This is a genomic window from Cellulophaga tyrosinoxydans (assembly GCF_900176415.1).
In the GTDB taxonomy this organism is placed as follows: Bacteria; Bacteroidota; Bacteroidia; order Flavobacteriales; family Flavobacteriaceae; genus Cellulophaga; species Cellulophaga tyrosinoxydans.
Genome location: NZ_FWXO01000001.1, coordinates 886,014 through 905,281 on the forward strand (window position 1 = coordinate 886,014; position 19,268 = coordinate 905,281).

Here is a 19,268-nt window from a genome sequence, read left to right on the forward strand (position 1 = left end):
ATTACGGAGCTGCAGACCATAGGGGTGTTCTGCTTTATATTTATTATTTGTACTTATTTTCAACTTACTAGTTTTGTTCCCCCGCTAGCGCGAGCGTCACGCTCGTGCCGTTACAGCTACTATATTTAGTTCATACGCTCATAATTCCATCCTTTCGGCTGCGCTCAAGACAAGCATTCCTAAATGCATTCCTTTATTGTCTATTTTTGGTACAGTTTCATCCCTTCGACTACTCTCAGGACAGGCATCTGCATTGTTTCTTGTGCTACTAATTTTCAATCAATTGGGTCGGTAACAAAACCTTGTTCAAATGGATTATTGTGAATATAATCAATCTTTTGTTTTATTACTTTATTGCCTCGCTAGCAGGCGCAACAACCTCATAAGCTAAGGCTGAAAAAATAAAACCTTTCAATTGCATTTTTTCAATGGCGTCTTTTAAATTTTCTGATACTATTTTGCTACCATCAATACCAATAGAAAAATCATAAGTATCTTGTAATACTAATTTTTTCCATTCAATTTTTTTCTTTGTTTTTTTCCAAATATCATCATCGTATGCATCATATTCATCTGCATTTTTTAAACCAGTTACTCTTTCCCCGTCTAAATAATATTCGCTTTTTTTATAGTTATAATTTTCTAACGGATTTATAGGAAATTGGAATATCCAATACACTAATTTTTTTCCTTTGTACAAAAGTCTAGTTTCATAAAAATGATAAGATGGTGCTATGCTAAAATTTTCTAACAGTAATTTAAAATCATTAGAAATGTACCAATAACCGCCCCTTGGATAAACACCAATACCACCATGCACATCTTGTAGTCTCCATTCCCATTCATTTTCTGGGCCATAACTTTGTAAATGAAAATGATCAAAAATTGGGGTGTTTAAAAGTATTTCTCTCTTGCCAATTTTATCAAAATACATTTTGCCGTTAGGGACATACTGGCCGTTGGCATGACCTAGAACCTGATCTTGTTCTGGAAATCTTCTTTCCATTTCTAATTTATAATACTTCATGATTTAAAGATCTAGAATAGTATCACGAGCGTGAAGCTTGCGCTAGAGGGGGGTTCTATGAATTATTCTTTTTACGCTTGTTTTCAATATCTATAGAATGACGCTCTTGCTCCAAAATGTTGCCTCTAAAACTAGTTGTATCATTGTAACTTTTTTTTAGTTTTCGTTTTTCATCTTCTTGTTCTTCTAGAGTTAATGAATTCCATCGTATTTTTTCTTGTTCTTCTTGAATTTCACAAATTCTATTATTTATCAAAATATTTTGCTTATCTGTTAATAAATTCAGAGTGATTTCTCTCCATTCATCAGAAATAATATTTTGCATAGCCATATTGGCTAAGATGTTTATATTTTCTAATGTCATTTCTATTGGAAACTCCTCTGGTTTTATAATTTTCATAATTTTTAGTTTAATGGAGTCCCCAATTACTCTAAATCTACATAATACCAATTTCCCGCCGCTCCTAAAAATCTCCAAAATTTCAATCTACATTTTACAAACGCTCTAATACCTTTCGTTGTTATAAATGAATTAGGTTTTAATATAATTACAACTTCTTTGTAAGAAGTATTGAATTGTAAGAAAATAAATTTAGGCTAAAAAAGTGTAAAAAGACCGCCATAAGGAATATCTATATATAAATCTTTAACAATTGACAATCGCTATCAAAATAGCCTTTCTAAAACACCCCTATTTTAAAGGTTCTAAAAACAAACAACAACTTATAAGTCTTGCGCCGTAAAGTGCTCTTAAAACTGCCTAAAACGATTATTTAGCCTTTTTTAAGACGTAGATAAGTGATGAATACTCTTTGGTTCGCCAAGCTTTTAGATTGGAGCGTAATCCAATACAAAATGCAGCAATAAAGTTTTGTTTTCCTGTTTTATATTTTTCGGATAATAACGAAACATAAAATGCATCAAAAACCAATGGGTAGGTTTTTAGCAATTGCATATTTTCTTTTTGAAATAATTTTGAAATAGCTGTTTTAGAAAAATGCCAAAGATGTCTTGGTACATCAAAAGCTGCCCAGAAATTTTTATAGTGCAGCGCATCAAAAGATTTAAAATTGGGAACGGCAATTATTATTATTCCATCTTCGGATAGTAAATTTGATAGTCTAGTTACTTGGTCGGTTAAATTGGGCATGTGTTCTAAAACATGCCACAAGGTAATGACATCAAATTTTTGGTTAGCGAAATCTTCTAGTGTAGTTTTTAATTCTAGTCCTTTTTCGGAAGCTTTAGCATTGGCCTTTGAATTGGGCTCCACGCCATGCACACTCCATCCGTTTTCTTTTGCTACTACTAAAAAGTCTCCGGTACCAGCACCAACATCTAAAAGCTTTTTTCCGCTGCTGTGCTTCTGAACTATTTTAAGTTTGTTCTTAAGGTTTATCTTTTTTACACCTTGGTAAATTTTATCTACAAAAGATTCGCTAGCATCGGTATGCGAAATATACGCTGCACTATCGTAATACGGATTTAAATTTTCGGGCTGTGGTTGTGTCACCAACATGTCTAAATTATCATCTAGATGCAATTCAAAATTTTCCTTACTTACAGAATGGTCTTTAGTCTTTAAATAAAATTTCATTGTAATTATGCGTAGCTAAATATTCTTTTTTAAGTTGACGAAGATACTCTAAAACCACATCACGAGAAAGTGAATTTTCTGCTAGACAATCTTTTTCAGCATCGCTATACACTTCTACAGCGATATAATAATTTCCGTTACGATAGGTCTTAGAATCGGTATTAAAAATTTCGGATGGTTCATCTCCTATTTGTAACATTTTATTTCCAACAGCTGCCAAAATTGGACCTGCTATATTGATCCCTTTGTCTACAATTTCTACTTCATAAAAAGAGAAAAAATATTGTTTATCTAAAATTGTAAAAGGGACATTATCATACACATCAATATGATCTAATTGAAACTTAGTGTTTACGTAATTATAAAATTCCTGAGCTTCTTTTGAATCCTCAAAAATAAACATTTGTCTTTTTGGTAAACTACGTTTAAATTTTTTACCCTTAGTAATTTTGTAATCTTCTATGTTTGGAGCAATACGTAATGGAATACACGATTGAACTACTATTGCTAAAATAACTACAAGTAATTGTTTTTTCATAAGAATTAGATAGGTTCGCTAGTACTGATGGCATCAAAAATTGAACCAAATAATCACTTATGATTAAAAACTTGAAACAACAAAATATCTTATTTTCACAACAAAAATTTGCAAATGTTCCACGTGGAACATTTTGATTACCTATCCAATAATTCCACCTCTAGAAGTGCTGACAATTCTTTTGCTTTGCTCAAAGCCTCCTCCATACGAGTAGATTTAAACAGTGTAAAATGTTTATTTCCCTTAAAAAAGCGTACAGCATAAAAGCCGTACTGTCTACTATTCCCTAAAGCTGATACTGGTCCAAATTCGCTATCTTGTTTGTAATGCCCCGAATATATTTTAATATAATCTGGGAATAAGCTATCCAGTTTTGACGACCAAACCACTATGCCAAACAACTTTAATAAGCGTTTGTTTTTATAGGCTTTATTAAATTCAAAACTTACTTGATAGCCTAAAAGAATAAACGAAATTAAAAACATTACCACTATTTGGCTTGTAGGTGGCTGGTATTGCACCATCATCCAAATGGTTAATATGAAAAGAAAAGCCCCTAAAATTTTTACAGTTAGGGGCTTGATTTGTTTACATACTACTTTCATAATTATCTTCCCAAAAATACTAAAAGTACACTTATATCGCTTGGTGAAACACCGCTAATTCGTGATGCCTGCGATATAGTCACTGGTTGTATATTTGTTAGTTTTTGTCTTGCCTCTGTAGACAAAGATTTCAACTTTGTATAATCAAAGCCAGCTGGTATTTTTACATTTTCTAAACGATGTAATTTATCTGCGTTGTTCTTTTCTTTAGCAATATAACCAGAATACTTTACTTGTACTTCTGCCTGTTCTAATACCTCTCTATCGATATCATTTTCTTCCACAAAATTAGCCACAGCATCTAAAGTCAACATATGATCCATCGTAACATTTGGACGAGAAAAAGACTTAAACATTTTATCCGATTGTGAAACCAAAGCAGAGTTTACACTCTCCAAAATAGGATTTATTTGATCTGGTAAGACACTTGTATCCTTAAAAAACTGGACAAATTTTTCTGATTTTTCCAACTTCTCCTCCATTCTTTTTAAGCGATCCTCTTTAGCTAAACCAATCTCGAAACCCTTAGGTGTTAGTCTTAAATCCGCATTATCTTGTCGTAATAAGGTTCTATATTCTGCTCTAGAAGTAAACATTCGATAAGGCTCTTCTGTACCTTTGGTAATTAAATCATCGATTAAAACACCAATATATGCTTCATCTCTTTGAAGGATAAAATCTTCTTTTTCATTAATTTTTAAATGTGCATTTATGCCTGCCATTAATCCCTGCGAAGCTGCTTCTTCATAACCTGTTGTACCATTAATCTGCCCAGCGAAATACAAATTAGAAACCAACTTAGTTTCTAATGTATGCTTTAATTGTGTTGGGGGAAAGTAATCATACTCGATAGCATAACCAGGTCTAAAGAATTTTACATTTTCAAAACCTACTACAGATCGCAACGCTTTAAACTGAACATCTTCTGGCAATGAAGTTGAAAAGCCATTTACATAAACCTCCACAGTGTCCCAACCTTCTGGTTCTACAAACAATTGATGACTGTTTTTATCTGCAAATCGATTGATTTTATCCTCAATAGATGGACAATATCTTGGGCCTAGACTTTTAATTCTTCCATTAAACATTGGTGACCTATCAAATCCTTCACGCAACAAATCATGTACTAATTCGCTCGTATGTGTCATATGACAATCACGTTGATGCGCTAGAACCTTTGTGGGCGAATAACTAAATTTCTCTGGAATAGCATCACCAGGTTGTGGTATCATTTTAGAATAATCCAATGATCTACCGTCTACCCTTGGCGGGGTTCCTGTTTTCATTCTTCCCGATTCGAATCCAAAAGTTAGGAGTTGTTCTGTAATACCCGTTGCTGCTTTTTCGCCAGCACGGCCGCCACCAAATTGTTTATCTCCTATATGAATCAATCCATTCAAAAAAGTACCATTAGTTAATACTACCGACTTGGAACGTATATCAATCCCAAGTGAAGTTGTAACTCCAACAGCTCTATTGTTTTCTACTAAAAGCCCAGAAACCATCTCTTGATAGAAATCTACATTCGGCGTATCTTCCAATGCTAAACGCCATTCTTCAGCAAAACGCATTCGATCGTTTTGTGTTCTTGGGCTCCACATAGCAGGACCCTTAGACTTGTTTAACATCTTGAATTGTATAGCAGATTTATCTGAAATAATACCACTATACCCGCCTAAAGCATCAATTTCACGAACTATTTGTCCTTTGGCAATTCCTCCCATTGCAGGATTACAGGACATTTGTCCAATAGTCTGCAAGTTCATCGTTACCAACAACACTTTAGATCCCATATTTGCGGCAGCAGCAGCAGCCTCGCATCCTGCATGACCTGCGCCTACTACAATAACATCATACTCTTTATCAAACATAATTTCTAATGTTCCACGTGGAACAATTTAATTTTCTCGTTTTCCTTTTCTCGCATTACACGCGCTTCTTGGTCGTTTTTATCTTTATACCCTAACAGGTGCAATACACCATGCGCCATTACTCTATGTAATTCCTCTTCAAAACTAACACTGTATTCTTGCGCATTATCCTTAACTCGCTCTACTGAAACAAATATATCACCAGAGATAGTATTACCATCACAATAATCAAAAGTGATAATATCTGTATAGGTATCATGATTTAAATACTGCTGATTAATACCCAACAAGTATTCGTCATCACAAAATATGTAATTTAAATCTCCCTCCAATTTAGATTCAGATGTAATAACTCTACTTAACCAATCGGAATAATAGTTTATATCTGACAATTCAAAATCTACTTCGTAATTAAAATCAATCATTTTGCTCAAAATACTTTTTAATTCTTCCTTGGTAATTTTGGCGCAAAGGTAATACTTGTCTATTTAAAATTTCATTCTCATTCCTGTAATTCTCAAATACATCAGGTCGACTCAATATTGGATTTACAAATTGATTTTTATTACTGTTGCTTTCTCTTTCATTTTTCTTTCCTTGCTTCATAGCAGCGCCTTCCAATTTCAGTAATTGATATTGAATGATAGTCGCCTTATCTATAGTACTTCTAGTCACTCCATTTTCCAATAAATTATTCAGAAAATCCTCCATCTGCCTAATTAACTTCTCTCCTAATCTACGGTCATCAGTATTGATCATATTCTGTAATTGTTCCTCTAGCTTACTCTTAAGCATTTCTTGCTCTTTATAAATCTGATATATTTCTTTTAAGCCTTCTTCAGATAAGCCATAATTACCGTTTCCGTTTGCGCCTTGTCCATTCTCTCCATTACCTTTACTTCCTTTTGAACCTTTTCCATCCTTTCCCTTTTGCCCTTCATTGCCTTGAGAACCTGTTCCCTTTCCTTTCTCTCCTGACTTACCACCTTCACCATTAGTACCATCTTTACCCGAAGTGCCATCAGACCCCTTTTGACCTTCCTTCCCTTCATTTCCGTCTGAACCTTTTTCGCCGGATTTGCCTTCACCTTCTTTTCCTGCGTCGCCAAGTTTTTTATTCAATTCGCCTTGCCCCTTAATAATATCTGGTAATTGAAAATCCTCACCAGAGCCTTTGCCTTTACCAGACATCATGTTTTGTTGCATATTCTCTAGAATACTAGCCAACATATCCGAAAGCGTATTTCCAGAATTCAAAACATATTTTTGGTAACTTATCCCTTGATAATTATTAGACTCTGTTATGTTTTCTATTGCATTATCCAGATTATAATAAATATCTGTAACCTCTTTGTTGATGCTTTCGCTGATTTCAGGTATTCTTAATGATAAAGCAAATAAACTATCATCTACGTGCTCAAAGAGCGATTTTAATTCTTGTTGTTTTACTATAATTCTAGATTGATTCTTAAACACATTTTGTTCTTGATTTAATTGATCAATCAGCGCTTCTTGCTTAAAAGTAAATGTGACTAAATTATCTAAAATTTGGCGGAGTACTTCAGCATCTTCAGTAGCATTAGATCCACCTGCACCTGAAGATGATTGCTCTAATTTATTTGCTAATTCTTTCATTTTATCGGCTGCCGATTTTTGTTTTTTATCTGCCTCTTTAATGTCCGACTTTTCTAAGGATGCACTAGCCGCCTTTTGGTCTTCTTTTACACCATTAGTATCTGTATTTTTAACATCAATGGAAATTGGCTTTTTTAAAGCACCATTATCCTTTAATAATTCCTCTAATTTTTCAGCCAGCTTATTAAATTCAGTATTTAACTTTTTTTGATCCTCTTTTTGACTTTCACCAGCGGTTGTGTTTTTTGCTAGCTCATCCTGTTTTTTTGATAAACCTTCCAATTCCTTAGCTAATTGCGAGGCCATTTCGGTAACATAATATCGCTTGGTTAATTCTAACAATTGCTCCAAATTACGTTGTCCATTCTTTTGGCTTTTTGCCAAATCTTCTAACCGTTTTGTTAGTTCCTCCTTTTCTAATTTATCAGCAACCTTTTTAAGTTCTTCTAATAACTGATTGTTCTTTTTAGCTTGTAGCTCTTGACGTTCCAATCTTTCTTGAAGTAGTTTGTTCAATTCGTCATCTTTCTCCATGTTCTTCAAATTCTCTTTTAACTGATTTGAAAACTTCTGCATCTGATTTTCTTGAACCTTTTGTTTGTCTAAAATGGCATTTAACTTAGATTTATCATTATAATTTAAGGCGTTTTTTTCCTTTTGATCATTAGACAATTCCTCTAAGGTCTTAATCTGTTCTTTTTGATTGTTTACCGATTTATCAATATTAGAAATAATAGCATTTTGACTTTCTAATTCTTTGTTTTTCAATTGATTATCATCCAAAACATAAGAATTATAAACTGCGGAACGAGACTTTTTACTACCATTAACTCCGTCATTATCAGCTACTTCAAAATAAAAACTATAATTCACTCCAGCAACAGTTTTAATACCTGAAGGAAAGGTGTAATAAAAGCTAGCAACAGTCGTGTTTGGCTGCAATAAAGTCAAAGAATTTTTTTCATCAGGGTTTGTTGTATCATAGTACACCATTTTTACATAAGAAATACCGTAATCATCTGTGAGCTTTCCACTAAAAAAAAGTTGACTCGCAATTAATGAATCTGATTTTTGCTCCATGATTATCTGAGGAAACTGATCTTTAATTACTTTAAAACTATAATCTACTTTCTCAAAATCGTGAACATGTTCATTTGACGTTGAAATGGAATACTCCAAACTATTGTAGATTCTTTTTGTTAACCTAAAATTATTTTTGTCGTTTATAAACTTTAAAACTGTATCATAATCTTTATATGCGACAACACTTGTGCTTTCCGTTTTAACCAACCAATTCACTTTTGTCCCTTCCAACAAAACAGCGTTTCCACCATTCTTAATCACTTCTTGTGGCTTATTGGTATGTTTTGGATACTCCAACGCTAACTGAAAGTCTAAAATAGCGGGTATTGCCTTTACTGTGGCCTTATAATCATGTGAAGTATATTCATTTGCTTTAAAATAAAAAATAAAAGATTCTTTAGGGCTATTTATTTTATATTGATATACTCCATTACTTTCATGCATTAAAAAATCCTCGCCATTAATGTTTACAAAAACATTCTCTGGCTTTATTTCACCAACTGTACTAACTGCAATTACCAAAGGTTGGTTTTGCAATACTGATAAATCAGTGCTTATTAACTGAAAAGTAAACGGTGCAGGTTTTTCAAAAGCTAAATCATAATTCACTACTCTTTTATAACTCTGAAAAAAAGAACTTAAATCACCTGTAACATATATCAAAGCCATAAGCACAAGTGGAATACCCAGCCATTTAGTATAGGAATACGCCTTTTTGTAATTTACGGCATTAGAAAATTTAAAATTTAATAAAGAACTAGAGCGCTGATTTATACTTGCTAATAATAGTTCTGATTTATCAGTATTCGATTCTAATTCGACCAAATTATATAGTTTATCATCAATTTCCGGAAAATGCTTTCCAATAATGTATGATGCTTTTTTATTATCCAATCCATTTTTAATTTGATAAAGAAATAATAAAGGAAGAATTATAAATTGATATAGTAGAAGTACCTCTACTACAAATAACACGATTAAAAGAACCAACCTAAAACTGCTATTTAACCACAGAAAATACTCTACACCTAGCAATACCATAAAAAACAGTAAACCTAGCGCTAAAAACAAGAGTATTCCTTTTATTAATTGTGCTTTATAGTACTTTTTAATAAAGGAATTTAAATTGGATTTTATTTGTTCAAATGCTGTCAATTGAAGGTTTTTATCCTAAGATAACAGAAAAACATACATTATTAACTGGTTCATAGGAAATTAAATCAAAATTAAAGAAAACAATAAACATAAGGTATTGGCGAAATGTTAATTATTAGCTACTCAGAAGTAGGCTAAATCATGAAAAATCGACGACAATAGTTCTTTCCTTTTGCCTTTTGTTATCTTTGCACTAAATATTTTTCTATGACTAAAAAAGTTCGCGTTAGGTTCGCTCCTAGCCCTACTGGCCCTTTACACATTGGTGGTGTTAGAACAGCACTATTCAACTACTTATTTGCTAAAAAAAATCAAGGAGATTTTATATTACGAATAGAAGATACTGACCAAAATAGATATGTAGAAGGTGCAGAACAATATATTATTGATGCACTTAACTGGTGTAATATCCCATATGACGAAGGCCCAGGAAAAGATGGGGGATTTGGTCCCTATAGACAAAGCGAAAGAAAGACTATCTATAAAAAATATGCTGATATATTAATTGAAACTGGCAAAGCCTATTATGCATTCGATACCTCAGAAAAGCTAGAACAGCATAGAAAAGATCACGAAGAAAAAGGAAAAACCTTTATTTATAACTGGCACAACAGGTTAAAATTAGATAACTCTTTAACTTTACAACCAGATGAAGTAGCTAAAAGAATTGCTGCCGGTGAAGAATATGTTATTCGCTTTTTAACACCCGCAGATGAAAAACTAGTGCTGAATGATATAATTCGAGGCACTATAACCATCGATACTAATGTACTAGATGACAAAGTATTGTATAAAAGTGATGGTATGCCAACCTATCATTTAGCCAATATTGTTGATGATCATTTAATGGAAATTACGCACGTTATTCGTGGTGAAGAATGGTTGCCTTCATTAGCACTACACAAACAATTGTATGACGCTTTTGGTTGGGAAGCTCCTCAATTTGCACATTTACCGTTAATCATGAAACCTGTAGGTAAAGGTAAATTGAGCAAACGTGATGGTGAAAAATTAGGTTTCCCTGTATTTCCTTTAAATTGGAACGAATCCATAGGGTACAAAGAAAGTGGCTATTTTCCTGAAGCGGTTGTTAACTTCTTAGCCCTTTTAGGTTGGAATCCTGGTACAGAACAAGAATTATTTAGCTTAGCGGAATTAACGCAATTATTTAGTTTAGAACGTGTTAATAAATCAGGAGCACGTTTTGATCCTGATAAAACCAAATGGTATAATCAACATTATTTACAAGAGAAAAATAACCAAGACTTGGTGCCTGCCTTTACTACTATTTTGCAAGAAAAAGGCATTCTAAACACTACAACTATAAAAATAGAAAAAGTAATTTGTCTTATTAAAGAACGTGCCACCTTTGTTTCTGACTTTTGGAATTTATCTGATTACTTCTTTGTAGCTCCAACTTCTTTTGATGAAAAAGCCGTTAAAAAACAATGGAAAGAAGACACTCCTGCACTTATGCAAGAAGTGATTACGCTTTTAGAGCCACTAACAGATTTTTCATCTGCTAGTACAGAAACTATTGTAAAAGAATGGATTACGAGCAGTGAATTATCGTTTGGAAAAGTTATGCCTCCATTAAGATTACTCATAGTTGGTGACATGAAAGGGCCTCATATATTCGATATTTTAGAATTAATTGGGAAAGATGAAACTATAGCAAGATTAAAAAGTGGAATTTCCATTTTACAATAGGGCTTTTGTAACAAAACATACATTTGTACTACTTATATTACAAACAGTTTGTACATTCAAACATTAACTAAAAACATAAATTATGAACTATCTATTAGTACCCATTCTCTTTTTTGGACTTGTAATTTTATTCTCGTCCTTTTTTACAGTAAAACAACAAACCGCAGCAATTATAGAACGTTTTGGAAAATTTCATAGCGTAAGAACCTCAGGTTTACAAATGAAACTACCTATAATCGATAGAATTGTAGCAAGAGTTGGTCTTAAAATTCAACAATTGGATGTTATTATTGAAACCAAAACATTAGATGATGTTTTTGTTAAACTAAAAGTATCTGTCCAGTATGTTGTTATTAAAAGTAAAGTATATGAAGCTTTTTATCAATTAGAATATCCTCACGATCAAATAACCTCCTATGTTTTTGATGTTGTTAGAGCTGAAGTGCCAAAAATGAAACTTGATGATGTTTTTGTTAAGAAAGATGACATTGCTATCGCGGTAAAAGCAGAATTACAAGATGCCATGCTGGATTACGGATATGACATTATCAAAACATTGGTAACTGATATTGACCCAGACGGACAAGTAAAAGAAGCAATGAACCGTATTAATGCATCGGAACGTGAAAAAATCGCCGCTCAGTTTGAAGGTGATGCTGCTCGTATTCTCATTGTAGAAAAAGCGAAAGCAGAAGCAGAATCTAAAAGATTACAAGGGCAAGGTATTGCAGATCAGCGTCGTGAAATTGCTAGAGGTTTAGAAGAATCTGTAGAAGTATTAAATAAAGTAGGGATAAATTCACAAGAAGCTTCAGCCCTAATTGTTGTAACTCAACATTACGATACCTTGCAATCTATTGGAGAAGCTACAAATACCAACTTAATATTATTGCCAAATTCTCCGCAAGCCGGAAGCGATATGTTAAATAATATGGTGGCATCTTTTACGGCAAGTAATATGATTGGTGAGACGATGAAAAAAAATGCACCTAAAAGATTAGAAAAGTAACGAATTGAATTTAGTGTTCAAAAAAGCACTATTTTTCAATTATTTAAAATACCAATACGTTTATTTAAACTGATAGCTAATACCTATTGTAATTTAAAAATTTAGACCATTCGGAATAAAAACTTAAAATAAGCTTATTTAAAAAAGAAAAACCGTCAGTGCATCGAATAGCATTGACGGTTTTTTTATCTTCAGCAAATCGCATTAAAACGATTCTTTTTTAATAGAATATACCAATTGTTATTTGTGTTTTAATAACAAATACTTATGTTAGTTTTTTTCTTGAATTTTTGCCCAAGTGTCTCTTAAACCAACAGTTTTGTTAAAAACTAAATTTTCTTTAGTTGAATCTTTATCGATATTAAAATAACCCAATCTTTGAAACTGAAAAATATCTTCCACATTTGCATCTAACAAACTTGGTTCAACATAACCTGTAATAATTTGTAACGAATCTGGATTTATAAAATCCATAAAATCTTTATCCTTATGTTGATCTGGAGTTTCATCTGTAAATAAACGATCATACAAACGTACTTCTGCAGGTATTGCATGCTTAATAGATACCCAATGTAATGTACCTTTTACTTTACGTAAACTTTCTTCTGTACCACTTCCACTTTTACTTTTTGGGTCGTAAGTACATTGAATTTCAGTAATATTCCCATCGGTATCTTTTGTACACGATTCAGCCTTAATAATATAGCCATTCTTTAATCGCACTTCACCTCCAAGTTTAAGTCTAAAAAATTTCTTATTGGCCTCTTCTTTAAAATCCTCTTTTTCAATATATAATTCTCTTGAAAAAGGTACCGTTCGGTATCCAGCTGATTCGTCTTCCGGATTATTCTCTGCTTCTAACCATTCTTCTTGTCCTTCAGGATAATTTGTAATAACTAGCTTTACAGGATCTAAAACAGCCATTACCCTAGGAGCAACCCGGTTTAAATGTTCTCGTATAGAAAACTCTAAAAGTGATACATCTACTACATTTTCTCTTTTTGCTATACCAATAGTATTTGCAAAATTACGGATAGATTCTGGGGTATAGCCTTTTCTTCTAAGCCCTGATATGGTAGGCATTCTAGGATCATCCCATCCAGTAACAACACCTTCCTCCACCAATTGTAATAATTTTCGCTTACTTACAACGGTATGGCTAAAATTTCTTCTAGCAAATTCGCGTTGCTTTGGTCGAACTTTATTTGTATCATAAACCTGATCTAAAAACCAATCATACAACTCCCTATGCATTGCAAATTCAAGGGTACAAAAGGAATGGGAAACTTGCTCTAAGTAATCACTCTCACCGTGTGTCCAGTCATACATTGGATAAATACACCAATCGGTATTTGTTCGATGATGTGCCTTATGAAGTATTCGATACATGATAGGATCACGCATTAACATGTTACTAGAAGCCATATCTATTTTAGCTCTTAAAACATGCTCTCCTTCACTGAATTTACCAGCTTTCATATCGGCAAACAATGCTAAATTTTCGGCTACAGAACGCTCCCTGAATGGACTATTAGAACCTGATTCGGTAGGCGTACCTTTTTGTTCAGCAATTAATGCCGCCGATTGACTATCTACATAGGCTTTACCTGCTTTAATAAACTCCACAGCCCAATCATACAACTGTTGGAAGTAATCCGAGGCATACACCTCTTCTGCCCATTGGTAACCAAGCCATTCCACATCTCTCTTTATGGCATCTACATATTCCTGCTCTTCTTTTGCGGGGTTGGTATCGTCAAACCTTAAGTTTACAGGTGCATTATAACGCAAACCTAACCCAAAATTTAAACAAATAGAACTTGCGTGACCAATATGCAAATACCCATTAGGTTCTGGAGGAAAACGAAACTTTAGTTTGTCTTTTGGAAAACCAGAAGCCAAATCATCTTCAATGATATGCTCTATAAAGTTTAGAGACTTGGTAACATCACTCATTACAACATTTTTGAGCTGCAAATTTACGAAAATTGCCTGTATTCCTATCTATAAAAAAATATTCACCATACATTAAATGTGTTTCACAACAATTTTAATCAACACTACAACAAATAATATCTCAATGGATAATTAAGTGTCATATTTGATGTTAATTACTGTAGCTGTGAAAGATAGGGATAGAAAGTTTAAAATATCCGATGAACTGCAATTCACTCTTGAACACACTACCAACCCAATAGTAACCCTAAAGTTACCTCAAAATGAAAAGACCTACTACACACTCAACAAAAACAATTCTATTCTTCACATTTCTTATGTGCAGCTTTAGTTTAATGGCTCAAACTTTAAACAAACCTACGCCTATCGCCAATCCAACTTTTGGCTCAGGTGGTAGTCCTTGGACTGCAGCATGTGCTTCGGCAAGTTTTAATGATTACTACGTAAACTTTAAGTGGAGTGCCTCTCCAACCGTAAATAGTGATAATACGTTTGTACTAGAATTATCTAATGCATCAGGAGATTTTACATCACCTACAGCATTAACAACAATTACTGATAAGAATAGTACTACCGATTTTAATATTAAATTTTCCTTACCAACTACTACAAGAGGTACTGGTTACAAACTAAGGGTAAAAAGTACAAGTCCTGTATTATACAGTCCTGCTACCATTGGGTACAATATGTATTATATTGATTATAAAAACCCAATACAAATAACTGAAAATGGAAACGGAAGTATAGGTGATGGGACTATTTCTATTTGCGGCGGGAACACTGCAGTAATTGCTGTTGATAATGTACCAAATGCAAATACCTATCAGTATATTTGGAGAAAAAGTTCGACTACTCTTGCGGAAACAGGTCCTTCTATTACTGTATCTGAAGCTGGGATGTACTCAGTAGAAATAGATTATGGTCCAGTTTGTTCAGGTTCTGCTGGAACATTATCCAATCTTATAACAGTTGAATCTGGTTCTGCTTTAGGTGTAACCATCAATACACCAACAAAAACAAGTTACTGCGCAGGAGAAACTGCACCAGCTTTAGAAGCTACTATTGCAGATGCAGATCTTTTCTATACATGGTATAAAGATGGTATTGAAGTAAAAGCGAAAACAAAAGGTAGTTATTCCTATACCTTTGATACCAACAACCCAAGTTTCTCTGGAGCTTATACTGTTAAAGTAGAGGGCGATGGTATTTGTACAGAAACAACCCCTGCAGTTACCATATCTAAAACTGGTGAATTTACAGTTACTTTAGGAACGCCAACAGATTTAGTTAATCTTCCTGGACAAACAAAAACACTTAGTATATCAACTACAGCAGCTACGCCAACGTTTCAATGGTATCGCAACAATATTGCCATAAGTGGCGCAACAAATAGTAGTCTTAATATAACCCAAGCGGGTGAGTACTATGTAAGCACTACACAAGGAGGTTCTTGTGCTGCAACAGTTAACTCTAATAAAATAGTTGTAGTTGCACCAACATCATTTGAATTTATAGCGGATTATAGTTCAACCTATAGCGATTGTCAAAATAGTACCACCCAATTAGAAGTAAAAACAATTAATGCCGTTACCTCTAGCGGCACCAAAACAAACGTTACAGCAGATTTAATTGGTTCATTTACATACCAATGGCAAAAGGATGGCGTATCTGTTTCTGCGGCTACATCATCAAGTATAAGTCTTACAGATACTTCTGAAAATGGTGTTTACCGTGTAGCTGGAACTCTTGAAACTTTTAATGTAAACTCTAATACACTAAATGTAACGCTAAGAAGTAACGAAACCATTATTATAGATGCGACCAGTTTAGTAGCTTGTAATGCTACGGATCAAATAACTATTAGTACTACTACTGACTTATCTGGAGCAACCTATGGTTGGTACAAAAACGGAACAATAGTAAATTCCACTACGCCAACTTTTAATACTACTGATGCAGGAACCTACCAATTAATGGTTAACCGTAATGGTTGTCCAGTTCCATCAAACGAAATAACTATTGCGCCACTTGATGAGTCGCTTATAACCCTTGATAGTCCTTTAAATGTTGTTTTTCCTGAAGGAAGCTCTAAAACCATTACGGCAAGTGGAGGAACGTCTTATGAATGGGCAGATAGCGCTAATAATATTCTAAGTACATCTTCAACTGTTAGTTTAACAACCGAAGGAACGTATACCTTAACAGCTTATATGGATGCTTGTGTTATTATAAAACAAGTTAATGTAACCTACAAAGACACCTTTAAAATACCGAACGTTATAACTGTTAATGGAGATGGTATTAATGACCTATGGTTATTACCAAATTCTTATTCTAAAAAGGCTGATATTAATGTAATTATATTCAACGATAAAGGTGAGGAAGTGTACAATGTGTTTGACTACCAAAACAATTGGCCAGAATCATCTACGTCATTCCCAACTCAGAATATGGTTTTCTATTATAAAATTAAAAAGGGAGCCGATATTATAAAACAAGGTACAATAACGGTTATTAAATAAGCGTTATTACCAAACCATTTAACCACAACATGCTTAAAAGAAATTTAATATACCTGTTTTTGATCATCGGTGCACTTACTAGAGTGAGTGCACAAGATGACAATCCTTTTGTTACTTATGATGTTCCATCACAGAACTTGCTAAAGTTTAATAGATTTTTGTTAAACCCAACATTTTCAACTGTGCGCGAGGATAAGTCGTATTTTAACTTACTACACCGTAACCAATCAGCAACATTTGATGATAACAATCAAACGTACTTCTTAAGTTACAGCGGTCGTATGAACGATAGAACTGGTTTAGGTCTTAGTTTATTCTCTCAACAATTTGGTACTATAACCAATTACGGAGTATTGGCTAATTACGCCTATGGTGTTAAGTTAAGTGATAAGAGTAACTTTACCTTTGGAGCTAACGTATCGTACTATAGAAGTGGATATGATAGCAGTAGAGGAACAACAGTGGATCCAAATGATCCTTTATTAAATGGACTTCAAGATAGTAACCTACTATCATTTCAACCTGGCTTTAACCTTTCTTATGGTAAGTTTGATTTTGGTTTATTTGCAGAAAACTTATTTGATTACAACTTAAGAACTAATAATTCTATTACTGCTTTCGGAGACAAAACATTCTCTGGGCATTTACAATATACCCATCAGTTTGAAAACGGATTAGGTGTTATGGAGGGTGGTAGATTAATGCCTTTATTAAGAGTTAAAAAAGGTGGAGAAAAGTATAAAGTATCTGGTAATGATTATATACTAGGCGGTAGTTTAATTCTTGATTTACCAAAAATTGGTTGGGCTCAGGCAGGATACGATAGTTACTATGGAGCATCAGCCGGATTAGGGTTTAACCTAAACAAAAGACTATCTATTGGGTATACCATGGAAAAAGGTTTGTCTAATAATTTTGACAATTTTGGTGTAACTCATGAAATATCATTTGCATTTTCTATTACTCCTAATTTAACTGAAGATAGGGTTTTATTAGAGGATACAGAAGAATTGGCAGCATTAGAAGATCCATTAAAAGATCCAGAAGTTATTACCTCAAAAGATGAAGAGATTAATAAACTTAAACAAGCACTTGCTGAAAATAATGAAATTCTTGCTGAATTAATGTTTCGACAAGATTCTATCGAAGCCAGCAGAAATTCTGATTTAGAACGACGTTTTGATCTCGTAATGCGTATGGTTCGTAGGGAAACTAACGGCCAGAATCCGGAACTAGAAGAAAAAGCCAAACAATTATATCTTTTAAATAATGTAAAAGATAATAATGTAAATGATTTAGCTTCGAACGATATACTACCATTAGAAAATAACGTTTCAGAAAATGGTGCCAATACCACAACCGAAACTATAAACGAAATAAAAAAACCAGTTGGTATTAAAGAAATTAGCAACGACGCTATAGCACAAAATACTACACATAAGGTTACAGAGGATGTCACCGCTAAAAAAACTATTGAACAGCCAAAAGACGCATTTACCCAAATTGCTAAAACCAACAATATAAAAAGTAGAAAATTCAGAAATTTAGATGGAGTAGGTGAGGGTTACTATGTTGTAGCTAATGTGTACAAGAGCGAATACTATATGAATAAATTCATAGATGAATTAAAGGCAAAAGGTATCGAAGCAGATTATTTTGAAAATAAAAACAATGGTTTAAAATATGTGTATTTAAAACATGATGATTCATGGGATTCTGCCTTAAGCTCATATAAAAATGAAAAAGCTACAAATTATTCCGGTGATTTATGGATAATGAATGTTGATAATTCTAGTTATACAGATACTGCTTACGCTGCAAATTCTCAGAAAATTAAAGAAAAATCATCTAAATATAATATAGATGTTTTACAGAAAAATGTAATTCCAAAAGATAACGTTGCTGCTACTAAAAATCCAGAAATCAAAAATTATAAATTAAATGGTGTAGACGGCGGATACTATATTATTGCTAATGTTTTTGCTAGTGCAAAGAATGCTAACAATTTTGTGAAACTTTTAAATTCACAAGGATTAAATGCAAGTTACTTTATAAACCCAGAAAACAATTTAAGATATGTTTATCTGAAAAAACACGGTTCATGGAATAATGCTTTAATTTCTTATTACTCTAAAATAAACAATGCTTACGACCAAAAAATGTGGATTATGAAAGTAACTCCTAATCAATTGGTATAATATAGTAACCAAGAAAAAGAAAAAAGGCTTGCGAAAAAATTTCGCAAGCCTTTTTTTTTGTTTTAAAACTCATCAAAATTTATATTAAAACTGCGCATAAAACAATTTGAAAATAGTTGCTTTTTTTGTTCATAACATAATCGTTTTTGATTAAAATATTTCAAAATTTAATGCTTTTAAATTTCTAAAATCTCCAAAAAAAGCAGCTTTTTTATCCTACAAAAATCCCATTTCAAATCTTCCAAATAGCAATTTTAACCCATAAAATTAGCTATTTATCGTGTTGTAAGAATGTAAGTCTAAAAATTAGACACTCCATGTAAAATGCCATTCACAACATAAAAATACCATACTACAACATT

General features: G+C 33.1%; 13 protein-coding genes. 4 read left to right on the forward strand and 9 right to left on the reverse strand.

The features are described 5' to 3' along the window. Positions 1-346 precede the first annotated feature (346 nt). The 8 genes from B8963_RS04070 to B8963_RS04105 form a co-directional block, all read right to left on the reverse strand. Positions 347-1,027 carry a hypothetical protein gene (locus tag B8963_RS04070; protein ID WP_084060132.1) on the reverse strand — a complete coding sequence of 227 codons (681 nt, stop codon included), beginning with the start codon at positions 1,025-1,027 and terminating at the stop codon, positions 347-349. Positions 1,028-1,082: 55 nt separating this feature from the next. Beyond that, positions 1,083-1,427 carry a hypothetical protein gene (locus tag B8963_RS04075; protein WP_084060133.1) on the reverse strand — a complete coding sequence of 115 codons (345 nt, stop codon included), beginning with the start codon at positions 1,425-1,427 and terminating at the stop codon, positions 1,083-1,085. Positions 1,428-1,796: 369 nt separating this feature from the next. Beyond that, entirely contained in the window at positions 1,797-2,624 is an 828-nt protein-coding gene (locus tag B8963_RS04080; RefSeq protein ID WP_084060134.1) for a class I SAM-dependent methyltransferase, read from the reverse strand. After that, positions 2,602-3,162 (reverse strand): hypothetical protein, encoded by a 561-nt coding sequence (locus B8963_RS04085; RefSeq protein WP_084060135.1) that lies wholly within the window; start codon positions 3,160-3,162, stop codon positions 2,602-2,604. The genes B8963_RS04080 and B8963_RS04085 overlap by 23 nt, the downstream gene beginning before the upstream one ends. Before the next feature lie 137 nt (positions 3,163-3,299). Next, a complete protein-coding gene (locus B8963_RS04090) occupies positions 3,300-3,767 on the reverse strand; it encodes a hypothetical protein (protein ID WP_084060136.1) in 468 nt (155 codons plus the stop codon). A gap of 2 nt (positions 3,768-3,769) precedes the next feature. Next, a complete protein-coding gene (gene mnmG, locus B8963_RS04095; protein WP_084060137.1) occupies positions 3,770-5,638 on the reverse strand; it encodes a tRNA uridine-5-carboxymethylaminomethyl(34) synthesis enzyme MnmG in 1,869 nt (622 codons plus the stop codon). 5 nt (positions 5,639-5,643) lie between these two features. Beyond that, complete coding sequence (ybeY, locus tag B8963_RS04100; RefSeq protein WP_084060138.1) at positions 5,644-6,063, reverse strand: rRNA maturation RNase YbeY; 420 nt, start codon at positions 6,061-6,063, stop codon at positions 5,644-5,646. Then, complete coding sequence (locus tag B8963_RS04105; protein WP_084060139.1) at positions 6,056-9,511, reverse strand: hypothetical protein; 3,456 nt, start codon at positions 9,509-9,511, stop codon at positions 6,056-6,058. Before B8963_RS04105 ends, ybeY begins: the two co-directional genes overlap by 8 nt. A 207-nt stretch (positions 9,512-9,718) precedes the next feature. On the opposite strand from B8963_RS04105, the gene gltX reads away from it, so the two are divergent. Next, a complete protein-coding gene (gene gltX / locus B8963_RS04110; protein WP_084060140.1) occupies positions 9,719-11,221 on the forward strand; it encodes a glutamate--tRNA ligase in 1,503 nt (500 codons plus the stop codon). Positions 11,222-11,303: 82 nt separating this feature from the next. Beyond that, positions 11,304-12,230 (forward strand): SPFH domain-containing protein, encoded by a 927-nt coding sequence (locus B8963_RS04115; protein WP_084060141.1) that lies wholly within the window; start codon positions 11,304-11,306, stop codon positions 12,228-12,230. Between the two features lie 270 nt (positions 12,231-12,500). Here the strand turns inward: B8963_RS04115 and B8963_RS04120 are convergent, their stop codons facing one another. After that, entirely contained in the window at positions 12,501-14,186 is a 1,686-nt protein-coding gene (locus tag B8963_RS04120) for a glutamine--tRNA ligase/YqeY domain fusion protein (RefSeq protein ID WP_084060142.1), read from the reverse strand. Between the two features lie 263 nt (positions 14,187-14,449). Here B8963_RS04120 and B8963_RS04125 point away from each other — a divergent pair, with 263 nt between their 5' ends. Beyond that, on the forward strand, positions 14,450-16,708 hold the full coding sequence (locus B8963_RS04125) for a T9SS type B sorting domain-containing protein (RefSeq protein WP_084060143.1): 2,259 nt from the start codon (positions 14,450-14,452) through the stop codon (positions 16,706-16,708). 29 nt (positions 16,709-16,737) lie between these two features. Continuing rightward, the gene (locus tag B8963_RS04130) at positions 16,738-18,906 is read left to right on the forward strand and encodes a PorP/SprF family type IX secretion system membrane protein (RefSeq protein WP_084060144.1); all 2,169 of its coding nucleotides are present in this window, start codon (positions 16,738-16,740) and stop codon (positions 18,904-18,906) included. The last annotated feature ends 362 nt before the right edge of the window (positions 18,907-19,268 follow it).

What these genes read in the sequence shown, in the direction of transcription:
- B8963_RS04090 (WP_084060136.1), bottom strand. Translation starts at nt 3,767, where the DNA reads ATGAAAGTAGTATGTAAACAAATCAAGCCCCTAACTGTAAAAATTTTA.
- mnmG (WP_084060137.1), bottom strand. Translation starts at nt 5,638, where the DNA reads ATGTTTGATAAAGAGTATGATGTTATTGTAGTAGGCGCAGGTCATGCA.
- B8963_RS04070 (WP_084060132.1), bottom strand. Translation starts at nt 1,027, where the DNA reads ATGAAGTATTATAAATTAGAAATGGAAAGAAGATTTCCAGAACAAGAT.
- B8963_RS04080 (WP_084060134.1), bottom strand. Translation starts at nt 2,624, where the DNA reads ATGAAATTTTATTTAAAGACTAAAGACCATTCTGTAAGTAAGGAAAAT.
- B8963_RS04115 (WP_084060141.1), top strand. Translation starts at nt 11,304, where the DNA reads ATGAACTATCTATTAGTACCCATTCTCTTTTTTGGACTTGTAATTTTA.
- B8963_RS04120 (WP_084060142.1), bottom strand. Translation starts at nt 14,186, where the DNA reads ATGAGTGATGTTACCAAGTCTCTAAACTTTATAGAGCATATCATTGAA.
- B8963_RS04075 (WP_084060133.1), bottom strand. Translation starts at nt 1,427, where the DNA reads ATGAAAATTATAAAACCAGAGGAGTTTCCAATAGAAATGACATTAGAA.
- ybeY (WP_084060138.1), bottom strand. Translation starts at nt 6,063, where the DNA reads ATGATTGATTTTAATTACGAAGTAGATTTTGAATTGTCAGATATAAAC.
- gltX (WP_084060140.1), top strand. Translation starts at nt 9,719, where the DNA reads ATGACTAAAAAAGTTCGCGTTAGGTTCGCTCCTAGCCCTACTGGCCCT.
- B8963_RS04130 (WP_084060144.1), top strand. Translation starts at nt 16,738, where the DNA reads ATGCTTAAAAGAAATTTAATATACCTGTTTTTGATCATCGGTGCACTT.
- B8963_RS04125 (WP_084060143.1), top strand. Translation starts at nt 14,450, where the DNA reads ATGAAAAGACCTACTACACACTCAACAAAAACAATTCTATTCTTCACA.
- B8963_RS04085 (WP_084060135.1), bottom strand. Translation starts at nt 3,162, where the DNA reads ATGAAAAAACAATTACTTGTAGTTATTTTAGCAATAGTAGTTCAATCG.